This window comes from Pseudomonas sp. UBA6315, assembly GCF_002438125.1.
GTDB classification, from domain to species: domain Bacteria; phylum Pseudomonadota; class Gammaproteobacteria; order Pseudomonadales; family Pseudomonadaceae; genus Aquipseudomonas; species Aquipseudomonas faucium.
Window position 1 is genome coordinate 35753 of the sequence record NZ_DJTF01000172.1, and the last position, 22524, is coordinate 58276.

The window sequence follows — 22524 nt, forward strand, 5'->3', positions numbered from 1 at the left end:
GCAGGCGGGTTTTTTCATTCTGGTCTGCTTAAAACTGGTTACAACAAAACCTCAAGCGCAGCGCCCCCATGGCCGTTAACCCAGGTTGTCCTCATCTATTCATGTGCGCTGCCGATGAAGTAAGGGCACAATGCCATTATTGATCTGCCGGGTCGGAGATTACCCTTGTTTCGTCTAAACGCTGTACGCGCGAGCCACTTCCTGCCTTCGCTGGTTCTATTGTTGGCAGGGCTTGCGGCGGCTTACGTAAGAGACCTCAGCGTCTTCTTCACCTCACTGTTCAACGTCCTGCCCACGTTGGTTCTGCTGCTGGGCGGTGCTTATTGCGCCGTATACCGTCGCCAGCGCGAACTGTTTCTGATGGTCACGGTGTATATCGCCTACTTCCTGCTCGATACCCAGACCGACTATTACCGCGACAACGGCCGCGTGCGCGAAGACGCAGCGGTGATCTTCCACCTCGTCTGCCTGTTGCTGCCGGCCTTGTACGGCCTGTTCGGCGCGTGGCAGGAGCGTACCCACCTGGCCCAGGACCTGCTGGCCCGCTTCGCCGTGCTGTTTGCCGTCGGCAGCGTGGCGGTGGCGCTGGAGCAGAGTTTCCCCGAAGCCTTGCTCAGCTGGCTGGCGGAAATCCGCTGGCCGTCGCTGCATGGCCAATGGATGAGCCTGATCCAGATGGTCTACCCGCTGTTCATCGGCGTGTTCATCCTGCTGGTGGTGCAGTACCTGCGCGAGCCCAGGCCCTTGCATGCGGCGCAGCTCATCGGCCTGGTGGGCATTTTCTGGATGTTGCCCAAGACCTTCATCCTGCCGTTCACCCTGAACATCATGTGCAGCCAGGTGATGCTGATGATCGCTGCTGCGGTCTCCCACGAGGCCTACCAGATGGCCTTCCGTGACGAGCTGACCGGCCTGCCCGGGCGGCGCGCGCTGAACGAGCGCATGCAGCGCCTGGGGCGCAACTACGTGATCGCCATGACCGACGTCGACCACTTCAAGAAATTCAACGACACCCACGGCCACGATGTGGGTGACCAGGTGCTGCGCCTGGTCGCCAGCCGCTTGTCGAAGGTGACCGGTGGCGGGCGCGCCTATCGCTACGGCGGTGAAGAGTTCGCCCTGGTGTTTGCCGGCAAGACGGCAGAGGAATGCGTGCCCCACGTGGAGGCGGTGCGCGAGATGATCGCCAACTACGCCATGCAGTTGCGCGACCAGAACAACCGCCCGCAGGACGACTCGGCAGGGCGCCAGCGCCGCAGCGGCAGCGGCGGTGGTACGGTGTCGGTGACCATCAGCATCGGCGTGGCCGAACGCCAGGCCGAACACCGCAACCCGGAAGAAGTACTCAAGTCTGCCGACCAGGCGCTGTACAGCGCCAAGGGCGCCGGGCGCAATTGCGTCATGGTCCATGGGCAACAATCGCGGCGCGGGGCGGTACGAATGGCGTGACCGAATATGACCATATGGTCGCGTGATGACCCTATGTCTCGCAAAAGTTGTTCGGTTACACTGGATTCAACCCCGTGCCGCGGTCAACAGTGACCGCCCCCGACCCGACTAGCGAGAGGTTGTGATGGCTGACTATAAAGCGCCCCTGCGCGACATGCGCTTCGTTCTGAATGAAGTCTTCAAGGTGGCAGAGCAGTGGGCGCAACTGCCCGAGCTGGCCGAAGCGGTCGACGCTGAAACGGCCCTGGCCGTGCTGGAAGAGGCCGGCAAGGTCACCGGCAAGCGCATTGCCCCGCTCAGCCGCGCCGCCGATGAAGAAGGCTGCCACTGGGACAACGGCGCGGTGCGCACCCCCGCCGGCTTCATCGAAGCCTACAAGACCTACGCCGAAGGCGGTTGGGTCGGCGTGGGCGGTGACCCGCTGTTCGGCGGCATGGGCATGCCCAAGGCAATCTCCGCCCAAGTCGAGGAAATGGTCAACGCCTCGAGCCTGGCCTTCGGCCTGTATCCGATGCTGACCGCGGGCGCCTGCCTGTCGATCAACGCCCACGCCAGCGAAGCGCTCAAGGAAAAGTACCTGCCGAACATGTATGCCGGCGTCTGGGCCGGCTCCATGTGCCTGACCGAGCCCCATGCCGGCACGGACCTGGGGATCATCCGCACCAAGGCCGAGCCCCAGGCTGATGGCAGCTACAAGGTCAGCGGCACCAAGATCTTCATCACCGGCGGCGAGCACGACCTGACCGAGAACATCATCCACCTGGTGCTGGCCAAGCTGCCGGACGCGCCGGCAGGGCCCAAGGGCATCTCGCTGTTCCTGGTGCCGAAGTTCCTGGTCAACCAAGACGGCAGCCTCGGCGCCCGCAACCCGGCCACCTGCGGCTCGATCGAGCACAAGATGGGCATCCAGGCCTCGGCCACCTGCGTGATGAACTTCGACGAAGCGGTCGGCTACATCGTCGGCGAGCCCAACAAGGGCCTGGCGGCGATGTTCACCATGATGAACTACGAGCGCCTGGGCGTGGGCATCCAAGGCCTGGCCTCGGCCGAACGCTCCTACCAGAACGCCGTGGAGTACGCCCGCGACCGCCTGCAAAGCCGCGCCCCCGTTGGCCCGCAAGCGAAGGACAAGGTGGCCGACCCGATCATCGTGCACCCGGACGTGCGGCGCATGCTGCTCACCATGAAGGCACTGATCGAAGGCGGCCGCGCCTTCTCCACCTACGTGGCCATGCAGCTGGACAGCGCCAAGTACAGCGAAGACCCGACCACGCGCAAGCGCAGCGAGGAACTGGTGGCCCTGCTGACCCCGGTGGCCAAGGCGTTTCTCACCGACCTGGGCCTGGAGTGCACGGTGCACGGCCAGCAAGTGTTCGGTGGCCATGGCTACATTCGCGAATGGGGCCAGGAGCAATTGGTGCGTGATGTGCGCATCACCCAGATCTACGAAGGCACCAACGGTATCCAGGCCCTGGACCTGATGGGGCGCAAGGTGGTGGCCAGCGGTGGCGCCTACTACCGGCTGTTCTCCGATGAAATCCGCCAGTTCATCGCCAGCGCCGGCAGCGAGCTGGACGAGTTCGCCAAACCCCTGGCCGCCTACCTGGACCAGCTGGACGGGCTGACCGAGTGGGTGCTTGCACAGGCCAAAGGCAACCCGAACGAAATCGGCGCCGCCTCGGTCGAGTACCTGCACGCCTTTGGCTATGTTGCCTATGGCTACATGTGGGCATTGATGGCGCGGGCCGCCAAGGCGGGCGAGGGCGACGAGGCGTTCTACGCAGCCAAGCTTGGCACTGCGCGCTTCTACTTCGCGCGCCTGTTGCCGCGGGTGACTTCGCTGGTGACGTCGGTGAAGGCGGGCAGCGAGTCGTTGTACCTGCTGGACGCCGAGCAGTTCTGATTGATATCAGGTTGCCTGTAAGCATTTTCCTACATGACGCGGTGACTTTTCGCCACTGGTCTCAGATTGGATCCACGGTTACTCTTTGTACATGGACGTTGCGCAGGAAGCGCAAAGGACAGAACAGGGACAACGAAGGATTTCCTGCCAGGACGGTGGGGCGATAGGGATGTCACAGGGAAACAGTCTGGAAAACCCCGCTTAGGCGGGGTTTTCTTTGTGCGCGTGTTTTATCCGCCCAGCACATCCAGCGGTGAGGCCCCCAGCGGCCTGGCATCCGCCTCCTCTTCCAGCAAGTTGCGCAGCAACTCCACCGAAGCCTGCTGGCGCTGCGCATCGCGAAACACCAGGCCGACCTTGAGCGGCACCCGCGGTTCGCTCAACGGCTTCCACAGCAGCCCCTGGTCATCTTCGGCAGCATCCTTGGCCCGCCCCGGCAGGATCGTCGCCAGCGCGGTGTGCGCCAGGCTGTCGAGAATCCCCCCCATGTTGTTCATCTCCGCCTGCACCTGGGGGCGGCGGCCCTGGCTTGCCAGCTGCTCCTTCCAGATCTGGCGGATCTGGAATTCCTCGCCGAGCATCAGCATCGGCAACTCTGCGGCCTGGCGGATGGATACCTTCTTGAAATCCTTCAACGGGTGGGTTTCGGGGATGACCAGTTGCAGTTCATCTTCGTACAGCAGCATGCCATGCAAGCCGGGCTGGCGCGGTGGCAGGTAGCTGATGCCGATGTCCAGGCTGCCGTTGAGCAGGCGCCGCTCGATCTCCAGCCCCGACAGTTCATAGATCTGCACCACAAGGTGCGGCTGGGCCTTGCGCACCCGCTCCAGCAGCTGCGGCACCAGGCTTGGCCGCACGGTTTGCAGCACGCCGATGGCCAGCGTGCGCAGCGACTGGCCCTTGAAGTTGCGCATCGCCTCATGGGCGCGCTGCAGGCCGTCGAGCAGGGGCAGGGCGTGGTTGTACAGGGTGTGCGCAGCCAAGGTCGGCAGCAGGCGCTTGTTGCTGCGCTCGAACAGGCTCAGGTCGAGGCTGTGCTCGAGCTGGCGGATCTGTTGCGACAGCGCCGGCTGGGACAGGGACAGGCGTTCGGCGGCACGGCCGACATGGCCTTCTTCATACACCGCGACGAAATAACGCAGTTGGCGAAAATCCATAAGCAACACTTATCGAAAAAGCTGGAAAAACGGAATGGCCGCAAGCGCGGCCGACGCCTAGTCTATCGCCGTATTGCAACGGGTTACAGCGAGCAATCAAGGCATTGTTACCCCGTTTGAAAAACACTTTTGATAGGCAAGGCAAAATATTCATGCGCCGGCACCAAGACCGGACCCTGGCCGCCCTTTACCGTGATTGGTTGGAGCCCCGATGAACCTGTTCAACCTGCGCCGCTCGGCTCCTGCCGCGGTCGCCGAGCCCAAGCGTGCGCCGGTGCTCGAAGCGGACGTGCCAGCGCCGAGCCGCGAGCGCCTGATGCCGGGCAGCACACGGGCCGAGCATGTGTTCGTTCGTGGCCAGGGTTCCTGGCTGTGGGATGACCAAGGGCGTGCCTACCTGGATTTCACCCAGGGTTGTGCGGTCAACAGCCTGGGCCATAGCCCCAGCGTGCTGGTCAAGGCGCTCGGCAGCCAGGCCCAGGCGCTGATCAACCCAGGGGCCGGCTACCACAGCCGTGGCTTGCTGGCGTTGGTCGATCGCCTGTGCCGCAGCACCGGCAGCGACCAGGCCTACCTGCTCAACAGTGGCGCCGAAGCCTGTGAAGGGGCGATCAAGCTGGCGCGCAAGTGGGGCCAGCTGCATCGCAATGGTGCCTATCACATCATCACCGCCACCCAGGGCTGCCATGGCCGCAGCCTGGGCGCGCTGTCGGCCTCCGACCCGCTGCCGTGCAACCGCTGCGAGCCGGGGTTGCCGGGTTTCAGCAAGGTGCCGTTCAACGACCTGGCGGCGCTGCATGCGCAGGTCGACTCGCGCACCGTGGCGATCATGCTCGAGCCGATCCAGGGTGAAGCCGGGGTGATTCCGGCCACCCAGGCGTACCTGCAAGGCGTCGAGAAGCTGTGCCGCGAACTGGGCTTCCTGCTGATCCTCGACGAAGTGCAGACCGGTATCGGCCGCTGTGGCGCGCTGCTGGCCGAGCAGACCTATGGTGTGCGCGCCGACATCATCACCCTGGGCAAGGGCCTGGGTGGCGGCGTGCCGCTGGCGGCCTTGCTGGCCCGTGGCAGTGCCTGCTGCGCCGAGCCCGGCGAGCTGGAAGGCAGCCACCATGGCAATGCGCTGATGAGCGCCGCGGGCCTTGCGGTGCTCGATACCGTGCTGGAGCCGGGGTTCTTCGAGCATGTGCAGGACAGCGGCCGTCACCTGCGCGATGGCCTGAGCCGCCTGGCAGGGCGCTACGGCCAGGGCGAAGTGCGTGGCCAAGGCCTGCTCTGGGCCTTGCAGCTGCAGGAGAACCTGGCCCATGACCTGGTTCAGGCAGCGTTGCACGAAGGGCTGCTGCTCAATGCACCGCAAACGGATGTGGTGCGCTTTTCGCCGGCACTGACCGTGAGCAAGGGCAACATCGACGAGATGCTCCTGCGCCTGGCCCGGGCCTTTGCCCGCCTGCATGCGCAACAGCATGCCCGCCGCGAAGTATCGGCGTAACACGAATTCAACGAACCGTCTGGCGTTCCTGCGCATCGCCCTTGGCCTGTTTCATTTGGCCAGGGGCGTTTTTTTTTGCCTGTGGAACCTCTGTCTGGCGCAGCTAGTCTCTGTTTAGACCCTTTGAGGAGAGACTCGCATGGACTTCATTCGCATCATCATCGCCATCATCCTGCCGCCACTGGGTGTGTTCCTGCAGGTGGGGTTCGGCGGCGCGTTCTGGCTGAATATCCTGTTGACCTTGCTGGGGTACATTCCGGGCATCGTGCATGCGGTGTACATCATCGCCAAGCGCTAGGTGTTACTGGCCCAGCACCCGGCAATAGAACCTCCACTCGGCTTCCAGTGCATGCGCAAGGTTCTCGGCCTTGCGCAGGCCATGCCGTTCACCGCCATAAAAATGCCCTTCGGCCTCGATCCTGTTGGCCCGTAGCGCCTCCAGCATCGAGCGCGTCTGCTCCGGCACCACCACTGCATCCAGCTCACCCTGGAAGAAAATCACCGGCACCTTGATCTGCGCGGCATGCAGCAGCGGGGTGCGCTGGCGGTAGCGTTCGGCATCGTGCTGCGGGTCGCCGATCAGCCAGTCCAGGTAATCGCCTTCGAACTTGTGCGTGGCGCGGCCCAGGGCAATCGGGTCGCTGACGCCATACAGGCTGGCGCCGGCACGGAAAACATCCTGCAAAGCCAGGGCACACAAGGTGGTGTAGCCGCCGGCGCTGCCGCCGCGAATGAAGGCCTTATGCCGGTCGATCATGCCGCGCGAGGCCAGGTGCTCTACCGCTGCGCAGGCATCCTGCACATCGCTTTCGCCCCAGCGCAGGTGCAGCGCCTGGCGATACGCGCGGCCATAGCCGGTGCTGCCGCGATAGTTCAGGTCGGCGACGGCAAAGCCGCGTTGGGTCCAGTACTGGATGCGCGGGTCGAGCACCGGGTAGCACGCGGACGTGGGGCCGCCGTGGATGAACACCACCAGCGGCGCCGGGCCTTGCGTGTGCGCGGGCGGGTAGAAGAAACCATGGGCGGTGCTGCCGCCGCTGCCGTAGTGGATCGGCTCGGGCAGGCTGATGCGCTCGGCCGGCAAGACCTCGGCGCCCCCGGCAAGGATGCGCACCTCGTGGCTGGCGCGGTCGATGGCGATCACGGCGGGCGGGCTGATCGGCGAGGCGGCGATGGCGTAGAGCTGCGCATCATCCATGGCCAGGCTGCGAAAACGGGTGTAGGCGCTGGCGTAGCGTTCCACCTGGCCATCGGCGCGGCGCAGGCCCAGCTGGCCGAAGCCGTCTTCGAACCAGCTCGCCAGGTAGCTGTGCGGCCCCATCGCCAGCCAGGTGCTGGCGCCCAGCTGCCAGGGCGCTGCGGCGTGGTCGGCGGGCTCGGCCGGCAAGGCTTGCCAGCGCCCGTCGACTTCGCCCCACGGCTGCCAGAACCCGTTGCGGTCGGACAGGCAATACAGCCGGCCCTGGGCATCGAAACGCGGTTGCTGCAGGGATTCGTCCGCGCCGGCCAGGCAGCGCGCCGGGCCCCAGGCACCAATGACGTCGCGCTCGCGGCACATCAGCCGGGTGATGGTCCAAGGTTGTGCCGGGCGGTCCCACTCGACCCAGGCCAGCCGCGAGCCATCGTCGCTCAAGGTGGGCGAGGCGTAGAAATCGGCGCCTTCGGCCAGTACTTCGACGCCGTTTTCGTCGAAGGCCACCAGGCAATGCTGCACGCCCTGCCCGTGGCGCTCCTGCACCGCCAGCACTTTGCCGTCTTGCCATTGCAGGTCGCCGTAGCGGCAGGCGTCATCGTGGGTCAGTGCACGGGGTGCGCCGCCATCCAGTGCCTGGGTGTAGACCTGCTGGTCCTGTTCATTGACGAACAGCAGCCCGTCGCCCCCCAGGCAGAAACTGCCGCCGCCATACTCGTAGACCCGGCTGCGGACGCTGAAGCCATCCGGCGTCAGGCAACTGGCCTGGTAGCCATGCCAGCGCCACACCCGGCAGGCGCCATCGGCGGGCCGGAACTCGTTCCAGAACAGCCCTTGGGCACTGACTTTGAGCTCGGCGAAATCGGTGCCGGCGGCGACGGCCTGGGCGGCGCTGAATTCAGCCGCGGGCGATGACACGGGAGTTTCGTTCATTGCGGAAGGTCATCTGTTCAATGGCGAGCTCGGCGGTTTGCGCCTCCTCGCGGGCCTTGAGGATGATGCCGTGGTCGGGCGACTTGGCGCACACCGGGTCGGCCTTGCTGGCATCGCCGGTGAGCATGAAGGCCTGGCAACGGCAGCCGCCGAAGTCCTTTTCCTTCTCGTCGCAGGAGCGGCAAGGTTCGGGCATCCAGTCATAACCGCGAAAGCGATTGAAACCGAACGAGTCGTACCAGATGTGGTGCAGGTCGTGGTCGCGCACGTTGGGGAACTGCACCGGCAACTGCCGGGCGCCATGGCAAGGCAGGGCAGTGCCGTCCGGGGTGATGGTCAGGAACAGGCTGCCCCAGCCATTCATGCAGGCCTTGGGGCGCTCTTCGTAGTAGTCGGGCGTGACGAAGATCAGCTTGCACGGGTGGCCTTCGGCCTTGAGCTTGGCGCGGTACTCGTTGGTGATGCGCTCGGCGCGCTCGAGCTGCTCGCGGGTGGGCAGCAGGCCCAGGCGGTTGAGGTGCGCCCAGCCATAGAACTGGCAGGTGGCGAGCTCGACGAAGTCGGCTTCCAGGGCGATGCACAGCTCGATGATGCGGTCGATCTTGTCGATGTTGTGCCGGTGGGTGACGAAGTTGAGCACCATCGGGTAGCCATGGGCCTTCACCGCGCGGGCCATTTCCAGCTTTTGCGCGAAGGCCTTTTTGGAGCCGGCCAGCAGGTTGTTCACCTGCTCGTCGCTGGCCTGGAAGCTGATCTGGATATGGTCCAGGCCTGCCTCCTTGAACGCGGCGATGCGCGCCTCGGTCAGGCCGATGCCCGAGGTGATCAGGTTGGTGTAGTAGCCCAGTCGGCGGGCCTCGCCGATCAGTTCGGCAAGGTCCTGGCGCACCAGCGGTTCACCGCCGGAGAAACCGATCTGCGCCGCGCCCATTTCGCGCGCCTCGGCCATCACCTTGAACCACTGCGCGGTGCTCAGCTCCTGGCCTTGCTGGGCAAAGTCCAGCGGGTTGGAGCAGTACGGGCACTGCAGCGGGCAGCGATAAGTGAGCTCGGCCAGCAGCCACAGCGGCAGGCCGACCGGTACCTCAGGCGAGGCTGATCCAGTGTTCGGCACGGGCCACCTCCATGAATTGCTCGATGTCGTCGGCGACTTCGGGCACACCAGGGAATTGCTGTTCAAGTTCGCCGATGATCGCCGCCACGTCGCGCTTGCCGTCGATCAGGCCGCCAATCAGGCCGGCGCTGTCGTTGAGCTTGATCATGCCCTCGGGGTACAGCAGCACGTGGCCCTTTTGCGCCGGCTCGTACTGGAAGCGGTAGCCGGGGCGCCAGTTCGGTACCTGTTTGCGGTCAAGACTCATAGGGCGATCCCCTTGTGCCACACCCGTTGCTGGGTGACGGAATGATAAGGCGGGCGGTTCAGCTCGTAGGCCATGCTCATGGCATCGAGCATGCTCCAGAGGATATCCAGCTTGAACTGCAGGATTTCCAGCATACGCTCCTGGCCGGCCCGCGTGGTGTAGTGCTGCAAGGTGATCGCCAGGCCGTGCTCCACGTCACGCCGGGCCTGGCCCAGGCGGGTGCGGAAGTACTCGTAGCCGGCCGGGTCGATCCACGGGTAGTGCTGCGGCCAGCTGTCCAGGCGCGACTGGTGGATCTGCGGGGCGAACAGCTCGGTCAGCGAGCTGCTGGCCGCCTCCTGCCAGCTGGCGCGGCGGGCGAAGTTGACGTAGGCGTCCACGGCAAAGCGCACGCCAGGCAGCACCAGCTCTTGGGAGCGCAGCTGGTCGGGGTCCAGGCCCACGGCCTGGCCCAGGCGCAGCCAGGCTTCGATGCCGCCGTCCTCGCCGGGCGCGCCGTCGTGGTCGAGCAGGCGCTGGATCCACTCGCGGCGCACTTCGCGGTCCGGGCAGTTGGCCAGGATCGCGGCATCCTTCATCGGGATGTTGACCTGGTAGTAGAAGCGGTTGGCGACCCAGCCCTGGATCTGCTCGCGGCTGGCGCGGCCCTGGTACATCGCCACGTGGTAGGGGTGGTGAATGTGGTAGTAGGCGCCCTTGGCGCGCAGGGCCTGTTCGAATTCGGCCGGGGACATTGGCAATGCGTCGCTCATGGCGCCTCCTTACAACTCGATGCTCATGCCGTCAAAGGCCACTTCAACGCCGCGGCGCTGGACTTCGGCCCGCTCCGGGGAGTCTTCGTCGAGAATCGGGTTGGTGTTGTTGATGTGGATAAGCACCTTGCGCTGGCGCGCGAAGCCATCGAGCACCTCGAGCATGCCACCAGGGCCGTTCTGGGCCAGGTGGCCCATTTCGCGGCCGGTGCGGGTGCCGACGCCGCGGCGCTGCATTTCGTCGTCTTCCCACAGCGTGCCATCCACCAGCAGGCAGTCGGCGCCGTGCATCATCGCCAGCAGCTTGTCGTCGACCTGGCCGAGGCCGGGGGCGTAGAACAGCTTGCCGCCGCTGCGCGTGTCTTCCACCAGCAGCCCCAGGTTGTCGCCCGGGTGCGGGTCGAAACGGTGCGGCGAGTAGGGCGGGGCGGCGCTGCGCAGGGGGAAGGGGGTGAAGCGCAGGTTGGGGCAGGCCGGGATGACGAAGCTGCCTTCGAGCTCAATGCGGTTCCACGTGAGGCCACCGTTCCAGTGGCTGAGCATGTTGAACAGCGGGAAGCCGGTGGTCAGGTCCTGGTGGACCATGTCGGTGCACCAGACCTGGTGCGGGCAGCCTTCGCGCAGGCTGAGCAGGCCGGTGGTGTGGTCGATCTGGCTGTCGAGCAGGACGATGGCATCGATGCCGGTGTCGCGCAGCGCTCGCGCCGGCTGCATGGGCGCAAAGGCCTGGAGCTGGGCGCGGATGTCGGGCGAGGCGTTGCACAGGATCCAGTGTTCGCCGTCATCCGACAGGGCGATGGACGACTGGGTACGCGCCGTGGCGCGCAGGCTGCCCTGGCGATAGCCCTTGCAGTTGACGCAGTTGCAGTTCCACTGGGGGAAACCGCCGCCGGCGGCGGAGCCGAGAATCTGGATGTACATGGCGTGGCTCTCTGTGCGAAAAGCGTATCCGAAAAACGACGACGCCCCGGCGGGCCGAGGCGTCGAGCCGCAAGCAAGGCTTAGCGGTTGGCGAAATACATGGTGACTTCGAAGCCGATACGCAGGTCAGTGTAAGCAGGTTTGGTCCACATGGGAGTCTCTCCTTCCGGATGGGTGGGTGGGGTCAGCTACTGTTGGGATGCCGCCTGGCTCAGGAGGTTCCATTGGCTGGGATTGCGCTATCTTACAAGAAAAATTTGTACCGGAAGGTTAATTCTTCGAAAAGCGCTCTTGCAGCCAACGTAATAATCCTGATTGCGCCTACCACCACGTACCTGCTGGCGCGGCTGTATTGGCCAGGCACAGACAGGGGGTGTGGGGGTGGAGAATCTGCGCAAGCAGGCCATCCAGATCCGCTTGTTGCGTGTTCAGAATAGACGCGCGCAACGCGGCCAGCGATTGGCTGTGCGCCGCCAGGTGTGTCTGCCACAGCCAATGCGCGAGATCGTCGTTGGCCATGGCCGCTTCGTCGAATTGATCGGCCAGTGCCTGGCGCGCGGCTGGGTCGAGTGTCACGCCCTGGCGCAGCAGGGTGCGCAGGTGGTCGAGGATTTCTGCCTGGCGAACGTGTGGTGATTGCACGCCGAACAGTATCCCGCCCATCCCCTCTACCTGACGAAAGGCACTGAATACCGCATAGCCAAGTTGCAGCTCCACCCGCAGGCGCTGGTACACCGGCCCCTGCAGCAATTGCGCGAGCAGGCGGCCGCAGGCTTGCAGGTGGGGCGGCAGCGAGCAGAACAGCAGCAGTGCATGTTCGCTGCCGGGAACCTCGGCGTGATGCCAGCGACCACCCTGCCAGGCAGGTGGCGCCTCTGCGTTGCCGGCTTGGCCAGGGCAGCCTTGCAGCACTGTAGCCAAAGTCGCGCTTGCGGCTTCGTCGAAGCCCATGGCCAGCCCATGCCAGCGGCTGTGCTGCCAGGCGTCTTCGAGCACCTGCTGGTCGAGGGTATGGGCGGGCGCAGGTTTGGGAGGGGCGCCGAGCACGGCATCTGGCAGTTGTTCGAGCAGGGCTCTGATCGGGATCAGCGCAGGTGGCGCAGTGACGGGTGCAGACCAGCTAGCGGGTGGGGGCGCGGCCAAGATCGCCAGCGCCTGTTCCACGGCCCTTGTCACCGCTGCCGGGTGCCCCGCGCAGCGCAACTGCCAGAACTCGCCGGCAGCGTTGAATTGCAGTTGGAGCGAGGCTCGTTCGCATCGTTGCTGCAAGGGGCGCAGGGCGCGATCGAGTGCGGCGTGCAGCGGCTGGCGCAAAGCCGAAGGTACCTGCCAGCGCAGATAGAGTGCCGCGTACTGGCGCGTTATGGGCAGTTGGTCGCTGAACTTCAACGCGGCGGGCAGCGGTTTTACCGGGCCATCAGGCAATTGATCCAGCAGCAGTGGGTCGACCGCAGGCAGCGACCATTGCCCGTGCTCGCGGCTTGGCAGCTGTTCCAGCAGCGACGTGAAGGCGCGCAGCCCTTGAGGCGCCAGCGCCGCAAAAGGTTGACCGGTACTGTCCCGGCGCGCCAGCTCAAGCGCGCTGGCACTGCGTTCGCGGCGCTGTTGCAAGAGCCCGAATTCGGCATTCAGCTGCGCGGTGCCAACCTGGCGAAGGAAGCCGAACCAACCCTGCAGCAAGGCCCAGGCTTCATCGGCGCTGGCCTCGGGGCTCAACTGCAAGTCGATGTGCCAGAGCAACTGCCCGGCGAAGGCGTACAGCATCTGCGCCTTGCACCCTTGCAGCCAGCCTCGCTGCTGGAGGGCGTCGAGCCAGCCGCCCGGCCTGCTGTCGTTCAGGCAGGCGAGCAACAGCTCCAGTGCCTGTTCGGCGCCTGCGGGCAGGTTGTCGTGGGCAACGATCCGTTGGCTGTGCTGCGCCGGCAAGGCAGGTGGCGGCGCCTGCGGCACGGGCGCGCCGGGTGCGAAGAGGCCCGCCGCCTGCCTGCCAAGCTGTTCGAGTGTGTCGAGCGACTGGGGGCCGCACAGGCTCAAGGTGATCTGGCCGCCCTGGTAGAAGCGCTCGTGGAAACCGCCGAGGGCCTTCTGGAAGGCCGGGTCCTGCAAGGCCAGGGTGTAGCGGTTGCCTGCATGAAAGCCGCGCAGGGGATGGCCTGCGGGTGCCGCTTGCAGCAGCGCATGTTGCTGTTGGGCTTGCGGGTTGCGCGACCAGGCGATGAATTCGGCGTGGATCACTTCCCGCTCGCGGCGCTGGCGCTCGATGCCAAGGTCGGGTTCGGCGAGCATCTGGCAGAGGCGCTCAAGCCCGCCGGCCAAGGCTGCAGGCGGTACTTCGAAGAAGAAGTCGGTGGTGCGTTCGCGGGTGCTGGCGTTGACCTGGCCGCCCAGGGCCTGGGCATAGCGCATCAGCCCGTCCGCCAGTGGAAAGCGCGGCGTGCCGAGGAAGAAAAGGTGTTCGAGAAAATGCGCCAGGCCAGGCCACTTCGCCGGTGCATCATGGCTGCCTGCGTGCACCCGCAGCGCCGCCGCCGAGCGCTGCAGACGCGGGGCGTGGCGCAGGGTCAGGTGCAGGCCGTTGGCCAGGCAGAGGTGGCGGGTGGCGTCTGGCATGGCGGGGCTCGTCAGTGCCCGCGCCGGTGCAGTTCCTGACGCAGGTCGGTCAGGTAAGGAAACGCTTCGCGCCCCTTTGCTACCTGCTCATGCTCCAGTTCTGCCTGCAACTGGCACTCCTCGCGCCCGGCCATCGCCAGCAGGCTGCCGTCCGGGCCGATGATGCTGCCCTGCCCGCAATACTGGATCTCGCCTTCTGCGCCGCAGTAGTTGGCGTACACCAGGTAGCACTGGTTCTCCTGGGCGCGCGAGCGCACCGTCACCTGGCAGACGAAGTCGTAAGGGGCCATGTTCGCCGTCGGCACCAGGATCAGCTCGGCTCCGGCCAGGGCCAGGCGTCGGGCATTTTCCGGGAACTCGATGTCGTAGCAGATCAGCAGGCCGACCTTCCAGCCATCGAGCTCGACCACCGGGAAGTGGTCGGCGCCGGCGCTGAACATCGCCCGGTCCAGCTCCCCGAACAGGTGCGTCTTGCGGTAGTTGCTCAGGCTGCGGCCATGGGCGTCGATCAGTTGCACGCTGTTGTAGATGGCCCCGTCGTCGCCGCGCTCCGGGTAGCCATAGACGATGGCGATGCGGTGGGCCCGGGCGATCTCCACCACCTCCATGGCCGACGGGCCATCCTCGGCCTCGGCCAGGCGCTCTACCTGGGCCAGGCCGATGTTGTAGCCGCTCAGGAACATTTCCGGGCACACCAGCAACTGCGCACCGCGCTCGGCCGCCAGTTGCGCCTGGTGCCGCAGACGTTGCAGGTTGCCAGGCACGTCCAGCGGGTGGGGTGCGCCCTGGAACAGAGCGATGCGCATGCTGCCTCCTTTGTTTCAATCTGCCAGTGCGATGGGCCCGATCTCGTCGAACACATCGCCCGGGCCTGGGTTGTCCGGGTGGGTGTGGCCACCAAAGTGGTTCATGATACCCCACACCGCATTCAGCGAAGTCTGTACTGCGCCTTCGACCCAGGCCGGTGTCCACGACACATCGTCACCGGCAATGAACATGCCCCGCTGCTCGGCGGGCATGCCCTGCTGCATGAAGTGCGCGTACATGCGCTGGTTGTAGCGGTAGTGGCCCGGCAGGGCACCTTTGAAGGCGCCGAGGAAGTGCGGGTCGGCCTCCCAGGAAATGGTGATCGGGTCGCCGATGATATGCCCGGCGATGTCGGTTTTCGGGTAGATCTTCTTCAGTGCATCCAGGGCCAGCTGCACGCGTTTTTCCACCGGGTGCGGCAGCATTTTCAGGGCGTCGCTCATCCAGGCGTAGGACAGGCAGATCACCCCCGGCTTGTCGTCACCGTTGTCGAACAGGTAGGTGCCGCGGGTCAGGCGGTCGGTGAGGGTCATGCTCATCAGGTCGCGGCCGGTTTGCGGGTCTTTGTCTTTCCAGAACGGTCGGTCGACCATGACGAAGGTCTTCGACGACTGCATGTAGCGGGTGCGGTCCAGGGCCATCCACATCTTCTGCGAGAACAGCGATTCTTCGCAGTCGATCTGGGTGGTCAGCAGCCAGCTCTGGCAGGTGGCGAGAACCGCGCCGTAGTGGCGGGTGTCGCCCCAGTTGTCGGTGACCGCCAGGCGCCCGTCGGCTGCGCGGGCGATGCGCTTGACCCCGGTACGCGGCGCACCGCCATGCAGCGAGCTCAGGCTGGTGCCTTCGGGCCAGTGGCTGCAACGTTCGGGCACATGGCGCCAGATCCCTTGCGGCACCTGTTCCACGCCGCCGACGATCAGGTGCTGGTGGTCGTCGCAGTTGGTCATCACCACGCGGAAGATTTCCAGCATCGAGTTGGGGAAGTCCGAGTCCCAGCCGCCGGTGCCGAAACCGACCTGGCCGAACACTTCGCGGTGCTGGAAGCTGAGCTTGGCGAACGAGCGCGAGGTGGCGACGAAGTCGTAGAAGGTGCGGTCGTCCCACAGCGGTACCAGCTTGTTCCACAGTTCTTTGAGGCGCAGCACGTCGCGGTCGCGGATCGCCTGCTGGATCTCGGCGAACTGGGCACCGCTTTCCAGCGCATCGGCCCAGGCATCGGCCACTTCGTGGAACAGTGCGGGCAGGTCGCTGGCCTTCTCGGCGTAGTAGGTCTGGCCTTCGAGGTCGATCACCGTGCTGCGCGAGGCCGGGGTCAGCGGGTTGGGGAAGGGTTTGGTCTGCAGGCCCAGCTTGTCGACATAGTGGTAGAAGGCGGTGGAGGACACCGGAAAGCGCATGCCGCCCAGCTCGGCGATGATGCCGTCGGTGCCGTTGAAGGCTTGCGAGCGCAGCCTGCCGCCCAGCTTCGATGCCTCGTACACCACAGGCTTGAGGCCCAGCTTCATCAGCTCGTAGGCCGCCACCAGGCCTGCGATGCCGGCACCGACGATGGCCACTTCCTCACCGTGTCGAGCCGCCGGAATGCTGCCCAGCCCTGCGGGGTGTTCCAGCCAGTCGTCGAAGGCGAAGGGAAAGTCCGGGCCGAAGATGGTGATGGGTTTCTTGCCGTCTGCGGGGTGGCGGTTTTTCTTGTTCATGAAGTGACCTTGCCAGAGCGGCTGCGCGAGGAGCGGAGCCTGAGTATAGGAGATGCCTGGGGGTCATTTTAGGGAGCGGGGTGTTCGTAATTAAGGAGCAGAGTGGTGGCTTAATGTATGTTGTTTCGTCGTAACGACGATGGGTTGATAGATTTTGACTGATCACGCCAAGGAGGCAAGATGCTCTACGGTCTCCGGGAATTTCTGTACCAGGCGGATCAGGGCGATTGCCTGGGCATTGGGTTTGGAGCGGCCCTGTTCCCAGTTTTCCAAGGTACGGGCATTGGTCCGCAGGTAGTTGGCGAAGAGCGCCCTGGACATGTTGAGCTGCTGGCGCAGTTCGATCAGCTCGTTCGGTGCCAGGGGGGCGAGCTCGGTCAAGGTGGCTTTATGCGTGCGCAAGGTCATCTTGCCCACCCGTTGTTCGGCTAGCGCGTCAAAGCCTTCAGTCAGTTCAGTGAAGAGGTTGCGGGGCATGGAGTGTCCTCATCAGTATTTCGCGTTCAAGCAGGTTTTTCAGCACCTTGCACTGCTGATCAGTTAGGCAGGATTTGCTGCAACGAGCGATATTCCTCGTCACTGAGAAACTCGGACCGGTGACGTTCGAACGGCGGCAGCTCAACAAAAATGGCATCCATTGATTGTACGTTATCTGCGTATAGTTTGGAGGGGGTGAGCAGGCCCGTCAATGGGCCGTTTTTCCAGCCTATACTTCTCGGCGCTGCATGAGCGCGCTGGAGAATTACCGCTTGTAACGCGTGTAGGAAAACTCCGAAATCATACCGGCTGACCGCGATCGACTTTGCTGCTGAGAATGATCGAGGTGGTGGTCTTCTCGACGCCCTCGACACTGCCAATCTGGTCCAGCAGTTGGTCCAGCTGTTCCGGCGTATCGCTGCGCAACCAGGCCACGTAGTCGAACTCGCCACTCACCGCGCACAGTTGCTGCACCTGCCCCATTGCACTCAAGCGCCGCACGACTTCCTTGCCGGAACGCGGCTGCACCTTGATCCCCACGTAGGCTTGCAGGCCACCCCCGATCAGACGCTGTCCCAGGCGCACGCCGTAGCCGGTGATGACCTTGCCCTTTTCCAGCCGCGCCAGGCGCGAGTTGACCGTGGTGCGGGCGATACCCAGCTGGCGGGCCAGGGTGGCGACGCTCTCGCGGGCGTTGATCTGCAGCAGGGCGATCAGTTGGCGGTCGATTTCGTCGAGGGTGATGGGGCGTGAATCGGTCATGGAAAGCTCTCGGCAGTGGGCTGGCAAGCCTAGCCACGCAAGGGTTGGCAGGGCAAGGCCAAGTGCATCGAGACGAGTTTTGCGTCATCATGGTGGGCCCATTTGCTGGAGGCCCCGGTGTGAAGTTCGCCGACCTGCTCGAATGTTGGAGGATGGAAGTCTCCAACAAGAAACGGCCAGGACGCTCTACCAGCCTGTTTTTCAATGTTCTGCGGCGTGCCCGCAAGGACAATAAACTGCGCTTTCTCTTCGCCTTTCGCCTGGCCCAGTTCCTCGAGGCTCGCGGCGGCCTGGCCAGGCGCCATGCCCGGCGGATGCAGCAGCGCCTGAACCTGAAGTACGCCGTGGATATCGACATCGGCGCACAGATCGCCCCCGGCCTGCGCATCGCTCACCTGCCCGGCGTGGTGATAACCCGCCATGTGAGCATCGGCCGCAACTTCTTCATTCGCCAGAACTGCTCGATCGGGATCAAGACCCTGGGGCTGGAGGACTACGCGCTGCGCATCGGCGACAACGTGAGCCTGGGGGCCAACAGCTGCATCATCGCCGACCACATCAGCGTTGGTGACAATGTGGTGATCGGCGCCATGTCGCTGGTAACCCGTGATATCCCGGCCGACAGCACCTTCTACAACCCTCGCCGGACGCAATTGCGCGATAACGCGCAGTAGATTCGAGCAGGCACAAAAAAGCCGCGCATTGGCGCGGCTTTGTCGTATCTGGTGGGCCCACACGGACTCGAACCGTGGACCAAAGGATTATGAGTCCTCTGCTCTAACCAACTGAGCTATAGGCCCTCAGTAAGCGCCCGGATTATAACGAGGGTTTGGAAAGGGTGCCATCCGAAAGATCGGATAGTGCTATGCGAAGAAAGCTCGCGGCGAATTCCTCGGGCGGCAGTGGCAGGCTGACGATGTAGCCCTGGATCTGCTCGCAGCCTTCGGCGGCCAGGAACCGCTGCTGCGCCAGGTTCTCTACGCCCTCGGCAATGATCGTCAATTGCATGCTGCGGCCCAGGGCGATGATGGCCCGGGCGATGGCGGCGTCGTGCGGGTCATCGGGCAGGCCGCGGATGAACGACTTGTCGATCTTGAGAATGTCCAGCGGCAGGCGCTTGAGGTAGCTGAGCGACGAATAGCCCGTGCCGAAATCGTCGATCGCCAGCTGCACGCCCAGCTGCTTGAGCTGGTGCAGCACGGCCAGGGCCTCTTCGGCCTGGCTCATGATGAAGTTCTCGGTGATCTCCAGCTGCAGGTCGCCGGCCTTGAGCTGGTAGGTCTTGAGCAGCTGTTCGATGCGTTTGGCCAGGCCGCCGTGGCGCAGCTGTGCCCCGGCGAGGTTGATCGACAAGGGGCCGAAGGCTTGGTAATCCATCTTCCAGTGGTGCATCTGCCGGCAGGCCTGGTCCAGCACCCAGTCGCCAATCTGCAGGATGGTGCCGTTCTCCTCGGCCAGGTGGATGAAGTGCTCGGGCGGCACCTCGCCGAAGGTCGGGTGGCTCCAGCGGATCAGCGCTTCGGCACCCACCAGGGTCTGGGATTTGAGGCTGAACTTGGGCTGGTAGCTCAAGCTCATTTCGTTGCGCTCGATGGCGCGGCGCAGTTCGTGCTCCAGGGCGATGCGCTCGCTGGCCTGGGCAGTGAGGTCGCGGGTGTAGGCCTCGACGCGGTTGCGGCCCTTGGCCTTGGAGCGGTACATGGCGGCGTCGGCGTTGCGGATCAGCGTGGCGACGTCGGTGCCATCCTGCGGGTAGAGGCTGATGCCGATGCTGGCACTGGTGAAGAATTCGTGCTCGCCGGCCTGGAACGGTGCGCTGAAGCCTGCCAGCAGCTTGTTGGCGATGGCGCTGGCATCGCTGGGCTTGTGCAGGCCGGGCAGGAGGATGATGAATTCGTCGCCGCCCAGGCGGGCCACGGTATCGACGTCGCGTACCTGCTCCTTGAGGCGCTGGGCGATGCCCTTGAGCAGCAGGTCGCCAACCGGATGGCCGAGGCTGTCGTTGATGTGCTTGAAGCGGTCGAGGTCGAGGAACAGCACCGCGCCCTGGCGGTTGGACACCTGCGAGCAGGTGAGCACCGCCTGCAGGCGGTTTTCGAACAGGGCGCGATTGGGCAGCCCGGTGAGGGGGTCGTGGTGGGCCTGGTAGTCGAGCTTGGCCTGGGCGTGCTTGAGGCTGGAAATGTCGGCGAACACGGCGACGAAATGGGTGATCGCGCGCTCACTGTTGCGCACGGCGCTGATCGTCAGCCAGCCCGGGTAAAGCTCACCGTTCTTGCGCTTGTTGAAGATTTCGCCCTGCCAATGCCCTTCGGCGGTGAGCTGGTGCCACATGGCGGCGTAGAACGCACTGTCATGCTGGCCAGAGGAGAGCAGGCGCGGGGTTTGCCCGAGCGCTTCGATTTCGCTGTAGCCGGTGATTTCGCTGAAGGCGCGGTTGACGGCGCTGATGCGCTGGTCGATATCCGTGATCAATACGCCTTCGGCGGTGTTTTCGAAAACGGTGGCGGCCAGCTGCAGCTTCTCTTGCATCAGGTGGCGTTCGGTGATGTCGCGGGCGATGGTCAGCATGCAGTCGACGCCGCCGATCGGCAGTGGCCGAGTGGACAGCTCGCACAGGCGAATCTGCCCGTCGCTGCGGCGGATGTGGCAGCTGAAGTCGCGCACGAAGCCGTCGCGGGCCAGCAGGTCGATCAGGCGCTTGCGTTCGTTGAGGTCGACCCAGATGCCCAGGTCGAACGAGGTCTGGTCGATCGATGGGTTGAGTTCGTAACCGGTCAGGCGGCAGAAGCCTTCGTTGACCTCGACCAGCAGGCCATCACTCTGGCGCGACAGCAGCAGGCCGTCGGGGGAGGCGTGGAAGGCCTTGGCGAACTTTTCTTCGGAAATTTGCAGCTGCTGCTGGGTTTCCTTCAGCTGGCTGATGTCGCGCACTGCCACGACGAAGGCCAGGGTGCCGTCGAGCTCGAAGGTTTCGGCGGAGGTGAGGCCGGTGAACAGCTGGCCATTGCTGCGACGGAAGCTCATCTCCAGGTTGCGGATGCCATTGCCCTGGTGCAGGCGCTCGAGCAGTAAAGGGCCGGTGCCTTGCACGCCCCACAGGTTCAGCTCGGTCGCCGTGCGGCCGACCACCTGGCCAGGGGAAAGGCCGATCTGTTCCTCGAACGCTTCGTTCACCTCCAGCAGGCAGCCGTCGCCAAGGCGGGCGATCAGCAGGATGTCGGGGCATTGCTGGAACACCGAGGCAAACTTTTGCTCGGACAAGCGCAGGGCGTCTTCGGTGTGCTTGGTTTCGCTGATGTCGATCATCAGCCCGCGCATCACCGGCCGGTGGCCGTGCTCGATCATGCTGACGATGTTGCGTACCCAAAGCGCCTGGCCATCGGCGCGGATCACCCGGTAATCGAGGCTGTGGTCGCGCCCGGCGGCAGTTTCGCTTTCGCAGAAGGCCTGGGCCCAGAGGGCGTCGTCAGGGTGCAGGATGCTGCGCCAGAACCCGGGTTTGAGCCAGTCGTGCAAGGGGTAGCCGAGCAGGTCTTCGGCATGTGGCGAGACGTAGCTGTAGGTGAAATCGTTGGCGTCGGCCTCCCAGGCAATGGCCGACAGGCTCTCGATCAGGCCCCTGTAGTGGTACTCGCTGCTGCGAAGCTCCTGCTCCAGCGCGATGCGCCGGGAAATTTCCGAGCTGAGCCGGCGATTGATGCGGATGACCACGGCGAGGATGGCGACCAGCAGCAGCATGGCGGGCAGGCCGTAGATCAGCATGTCGTGCCAGAAGGTGCGTTGGTCCACCACGTTGCCGACCCAGCGTTGCTGGATCTGGCTGATTTCGTCGCTGGACATGTCGGCCATGACCTTGTCGAGGATACCGACCAAGACCTTGTCGTCGCGCGGTGCGGCCATGGCCAGCTGGTAGCGGTACGGGGTTTCGCCGCTGACGTACAGGCCCTCGAGCTTGAGCTGGCGCAGGCTCCAGATGCTCGAGGCAAGGTCGCCGACCACCGCGTCCACTTCGTCGGTGGCCAGCGCCTGCAAGGTCGAACTGACATTGGGCATGGCCACCAGGTTGAGGTCGGGGTGGTGGGTACGTAGCAGCTCATGGGGCGCATAGTTCTCCACCACGGCGATCTTCAGGCCGTAAAGGTCCTTGAGGGTGCGCGGTTGTGCGCCGCCTTCATGGGCCAGGATGACGATGGGGAAATCCAGGTAAGGGCGGGTGAAGGCCAGGTAACCCTGGCGCTCCGGCGTGGACATGATGCCGGGTAGCAGGTCGATGCGGCTTTCCCGTGCCTGCTGCAGTACCTCGGTCCAGCTGCTGGGCTCGATCGGCTTGAGCGTTACACCCAGGCGTTCCTGGAGCAAGGCGATGTAATCGGCGGCCAATCCCTGGTACCGGCCTTCCTGGTCACGAAACTCGAACGGTGGCCAGGAAGCGTCGACGCCCAGCTTCAGCTGCGGGTGGGCAGCCAGCCAGGTTTTTTCCTCGTCTGTCAGGGTCAGGGCGCCGGCCGTCGTGTTCCACAGGATCAGGAGCAGCAACAGAATGGCCGGCATAGGCGGCATATCAGCCTCGCATTCAGGTGGTCTGAACTCGAGTGTAGACGGGCAATCGGCCCGGCGGGTAGCGAGTGGCCACGACCTTTTGTCACATAAGAAAAACCCCGGCCTGGGCCGGGGTTTTGTCTTCACTCGTCGAGGAAGGAGCGCAGATGCTCGCTGCGAGTCGGGTGGCGCAATTTGCGCAACGCCTTCGCCTCGATCTGACGGATCCGCTCACGGGTCACGTCGAACTGCTTGCCCACCTCTTCGAGGGTGTGGTCGGTGTTCATGTCGATACCGAAACGCATGCGCAGCACTTTGGCTTCACGTGCGGTCAGGCCCGAGAGCACGTCGCGGGTCGCTTCCTTGAGGCTTTCGACCGTGGCCACGTCGATCGGGGACTGCATGGTCGAGTCCTCGATGAAGTCGCCCAGGTGCGAATCTTCATCGTCACCGATCGGGGTTTCCATGG

The 22524-nt window shown here is 64.6% G+C and carries 19 protein-coding genes and 1 tRNA gene; 5 read left to right on the top strand and 15 right to left on the bottom strand.

Translation table 11 applies throughout. The annotated features are described in order from the left end of the window. Positions 1-165: 165 nt before the first annotated feature. Positions 166-1449, top strand: a complete 1284-nt coding sequence (locus tag B3E94_RS20180) for a GGDEF domain-containing protein (RefSeq protein ID WP_176514877.1) — start codon at positions 166-168, stop codon at positions 1447-1449. 124 nt (positions 1450-1573) lie between these two features. Next, complete coding sequence (locus B3E94_RS20185; RefSeq protein WP_286914892.1) at positions 1574-3352, top strand: acyl-CoA dehydrogenase C-terminal domain-containing protein; 1779 nt, start codon at positions 1574-1576, stop codon at positions 3350-3352. 230 nt (positions 3353-3582) lie between these two features. Here B3E94_RS20185 and B3E94_RS20190 read toward each other — a convergent pair whose 3' ends face one another. Further along, the gene (locus B3E94_RS20190) at positions 3583-4509 is read right to left on the bottom strand and encodes a LysR family transcriptional regulator (RefSeq protein ID WP_286914894.1); all 927 of its coding nucleotides are present in this window, start codon (positions 4507-4509) and stop codon (positions 3583-3585) included. A 211-nt stretch (positions 4510-4720) separates the two neighbouring features. On the opposite strand from B3E94_RS20190, the gene B3E94_RS20195 reads away from it, so the two are divergent. Together B3E94_RS20195 and B3E94_RS20200 are read left to right on the top strand one after the other, a co-directional pair. Continuing rightward, on the top strand, positions 4721-6001 hold the full coding sequence (locus tag B3E94_RS20195; protein ID WP_286914895.1) for an aspartate aminotransferase family protein: 1281 nt from the start codon (positions 4721-4723) through the stop codon (positions 5999-6001). Between the two features lie 139 nt (positions 6002-6140). Next, positions 6141-6299, top strand: a complete 159-nt coding sequence (locus B3E94_RS20200; RefSeq protein WP_009681539.1) for a YqaE/Pmp3 family membrane protein — start codon at positions 6141-6143, stop codon at positions 6297-6299. A gap of 3 nt (positions 6300-6302) precedes the next feature. Here B3E94_RS20200 and B3E94_RS20205 read toward each other — a convergent pair whose 3' ends face one another. The 11 genes from B3E94_RS20205 to B3E94_RS20255 form a co-directional block, all read right to left on the bottom strand. Beyond that, a complete protein-coding gene (locus B3E94_RS20205) occupies positions 6303-8126 on the bottom strand; it encodes a S9 family peptidase (RefSeq protein ID WP_286914896.1) in 1824 nt (607 codons plus the stop codon). Next, positions 8092-9240 carry a pyrroloquinoline quinone biosynthesis protein PqqE gene (pqqE, locus tag B3E94_RS20210; RefSeq protein WP_286914897.1) on the bottom strand — a complete coding sequence of 383 codons (1149 nt, stop codon included), beginning with the start codon at positions 9238-9240 and terminating at the stop codon, positions 8092-8094. Before pqqE ends, B3E94_RS20205 begins: the two co-directional genes overlap by 35 nt. Beyond that, positions 9212-9487 (bottom strand): pyrroloquinoline quinone biosynthesis peptide chaperone PqqD, encoded by a 276-nt coding sequence (gene pqqD, locus B3E94_RS20215; RefSeq protein WP_176514890.1) that lies wholly within the window; start codon positions 9485-9487, stop codon positions 9212-9214. Before pqqD ends, pqqE begins: the two co-directional genes overlap by 29 nt. Further along, positions 9484-10239, bottom strand: coding sequence for a pyrroloquinoline-quinone synthase PqqC (gene pqqC, locus B3E94_RS20220; RefSeq protein ID WP_176514892.1), 756 nt, complete (start codon positions 10237-10239; stop codon positions 9484-9486). The genes pqqD and pqqC overlap by 4 nt, the downstream gene beginning before the upstream one ends. 9 nt (positions 10240-10248) lie before the next feature. After that, the gene (gene pqqB / locus B3E94_RS20225) at positions 10249-11160 is read right to left on the bottom strand and encodes a pyrroloquinoline quinone biosynthesis protein PqqB (RefSeq protein ID WP_286914898.1); all 912 of its coding nucleotides are present in this window, start codon (positions 11158-11160) and stop codon (positions 10249-10251) included. Between the two features lie 80 nt (positions 11161-11240). After that, complete coding sequence (gene pqqA / locus B3E94_RS20230; protein ID WP_003243383.1) at positions 11241-11312, bottom strand: pyrroloquinoline quinone precursor peptide PqqA; 72 nt, start codon at positions 11310-11312, stop codon at positions 11241-11243. 169 nt (positions 11313-11481) lie between these two features. Next, complete coding sequence (gene pqqF / locus B3E94_RS20235) at positions 11482-13770, bottom strand: pyrroloquinoline quinone biosynthesis protein PqqF (protein WP_286914899.1); 2289 nt, start codon at positions 13768-13770, stop codon at positions 11482-11484. Positions 13771-13781: 11 nt separating this feature from the next. Continuing rightward, positions 13782-14576, bottom strand: a complete 795-nt coding sequence (locus B3E94_RS20240) for a carbon-nitrogen hydrolase family protein (protein ID WP_286914900.1) — start codon at positions 14574-14576, stop codon at positions 13782-13784. A 15-nt stretch (positions 14577-14591) separates the two neighbouring features. Next, positions 14592-16274, bottom strand: a complete 1683-nt coding sequence (locus B3E94_RS20245; protein WP_286914901.1) for a flavin monoamine oxidase family protein — start codon at positions 16272-16274, stop codon at positions 14592-14594. A gap of 162 nt (positions 16275-16436) precedes the next feature. Further along, entirely contained in the window at positions 16437-16751 is a 315-nt protein-coding gene (locus B3E94_RS20250; RefSeq protein WP_236238286.1) for a helix-turn-helix domain-containing protein, read from the bottom strand. Positions 16752-17051: 300 nt separating this feature from the next. Next, positions 17052-17513 carry an Lrp/AsnC family transcriptional regulator gene (locus tag B3E94_RS20255; RefSeq protein ID WP_286914903.1) on the bottom strand — a complete coding sequence of 154 codons (462 nt, stop codon included), beginning with the start codon at positions 17511-17513 and terminating at the stop codon, positions 17052-17054. Between the two features lie 152 nt (positions 17514-17665). Between B3E94_RS20255 and B3E94_RS20260 the strand changes: the two genes are divergently transcribed. After that, positions 17666-18187 carry a serine acetyltransferase gene (locus tag B3E94_RS20260; protein ID WP_286914905.1) on the top strand — a complete coding sequence of 174 codons (522 nt, stop codon included), beginning with the start codon at positions 17666-17668 and terminating at the stop codon, positions 18185-18187. A gap of 49 nt (positions 18188-18236) precedes the next feature. Here the strand turns inward: B3E94_RS20260 and B3E94_RS20265 are convergent. The 3 genes from B3E94_RS20265 to B3E94_RS20275 form a co-directional block, all read right to left on the bottom strand. Beyond that, positions 18237-18313: transfer RNA gene (locus tag B3E94_RS20265), tRNA-Ile, on the bottom strand. 16 nt (positions 18314-18329) lie between these two features. Continuing rightward, complete coding sequence (locus B3E94_RS20270; protein WP_176517385.1) at positions 18330-22076, bottom strand: EAL domain-containing protein; 3747 nt, start codon at positions 22074-22076, stop codon at positions 18330-18332. A 122-nt stretch (positions 22077-22198) separates the two neighbouring features. Beyond that, positions 22199-22524 (bottom strand): sigma-70 family RNA polymerase sigma factor (locus tag B3E94_RS20275; protein ID WP_286914904.1); only part of this gene is annotated, 326 nt, incomplete at its 5' end.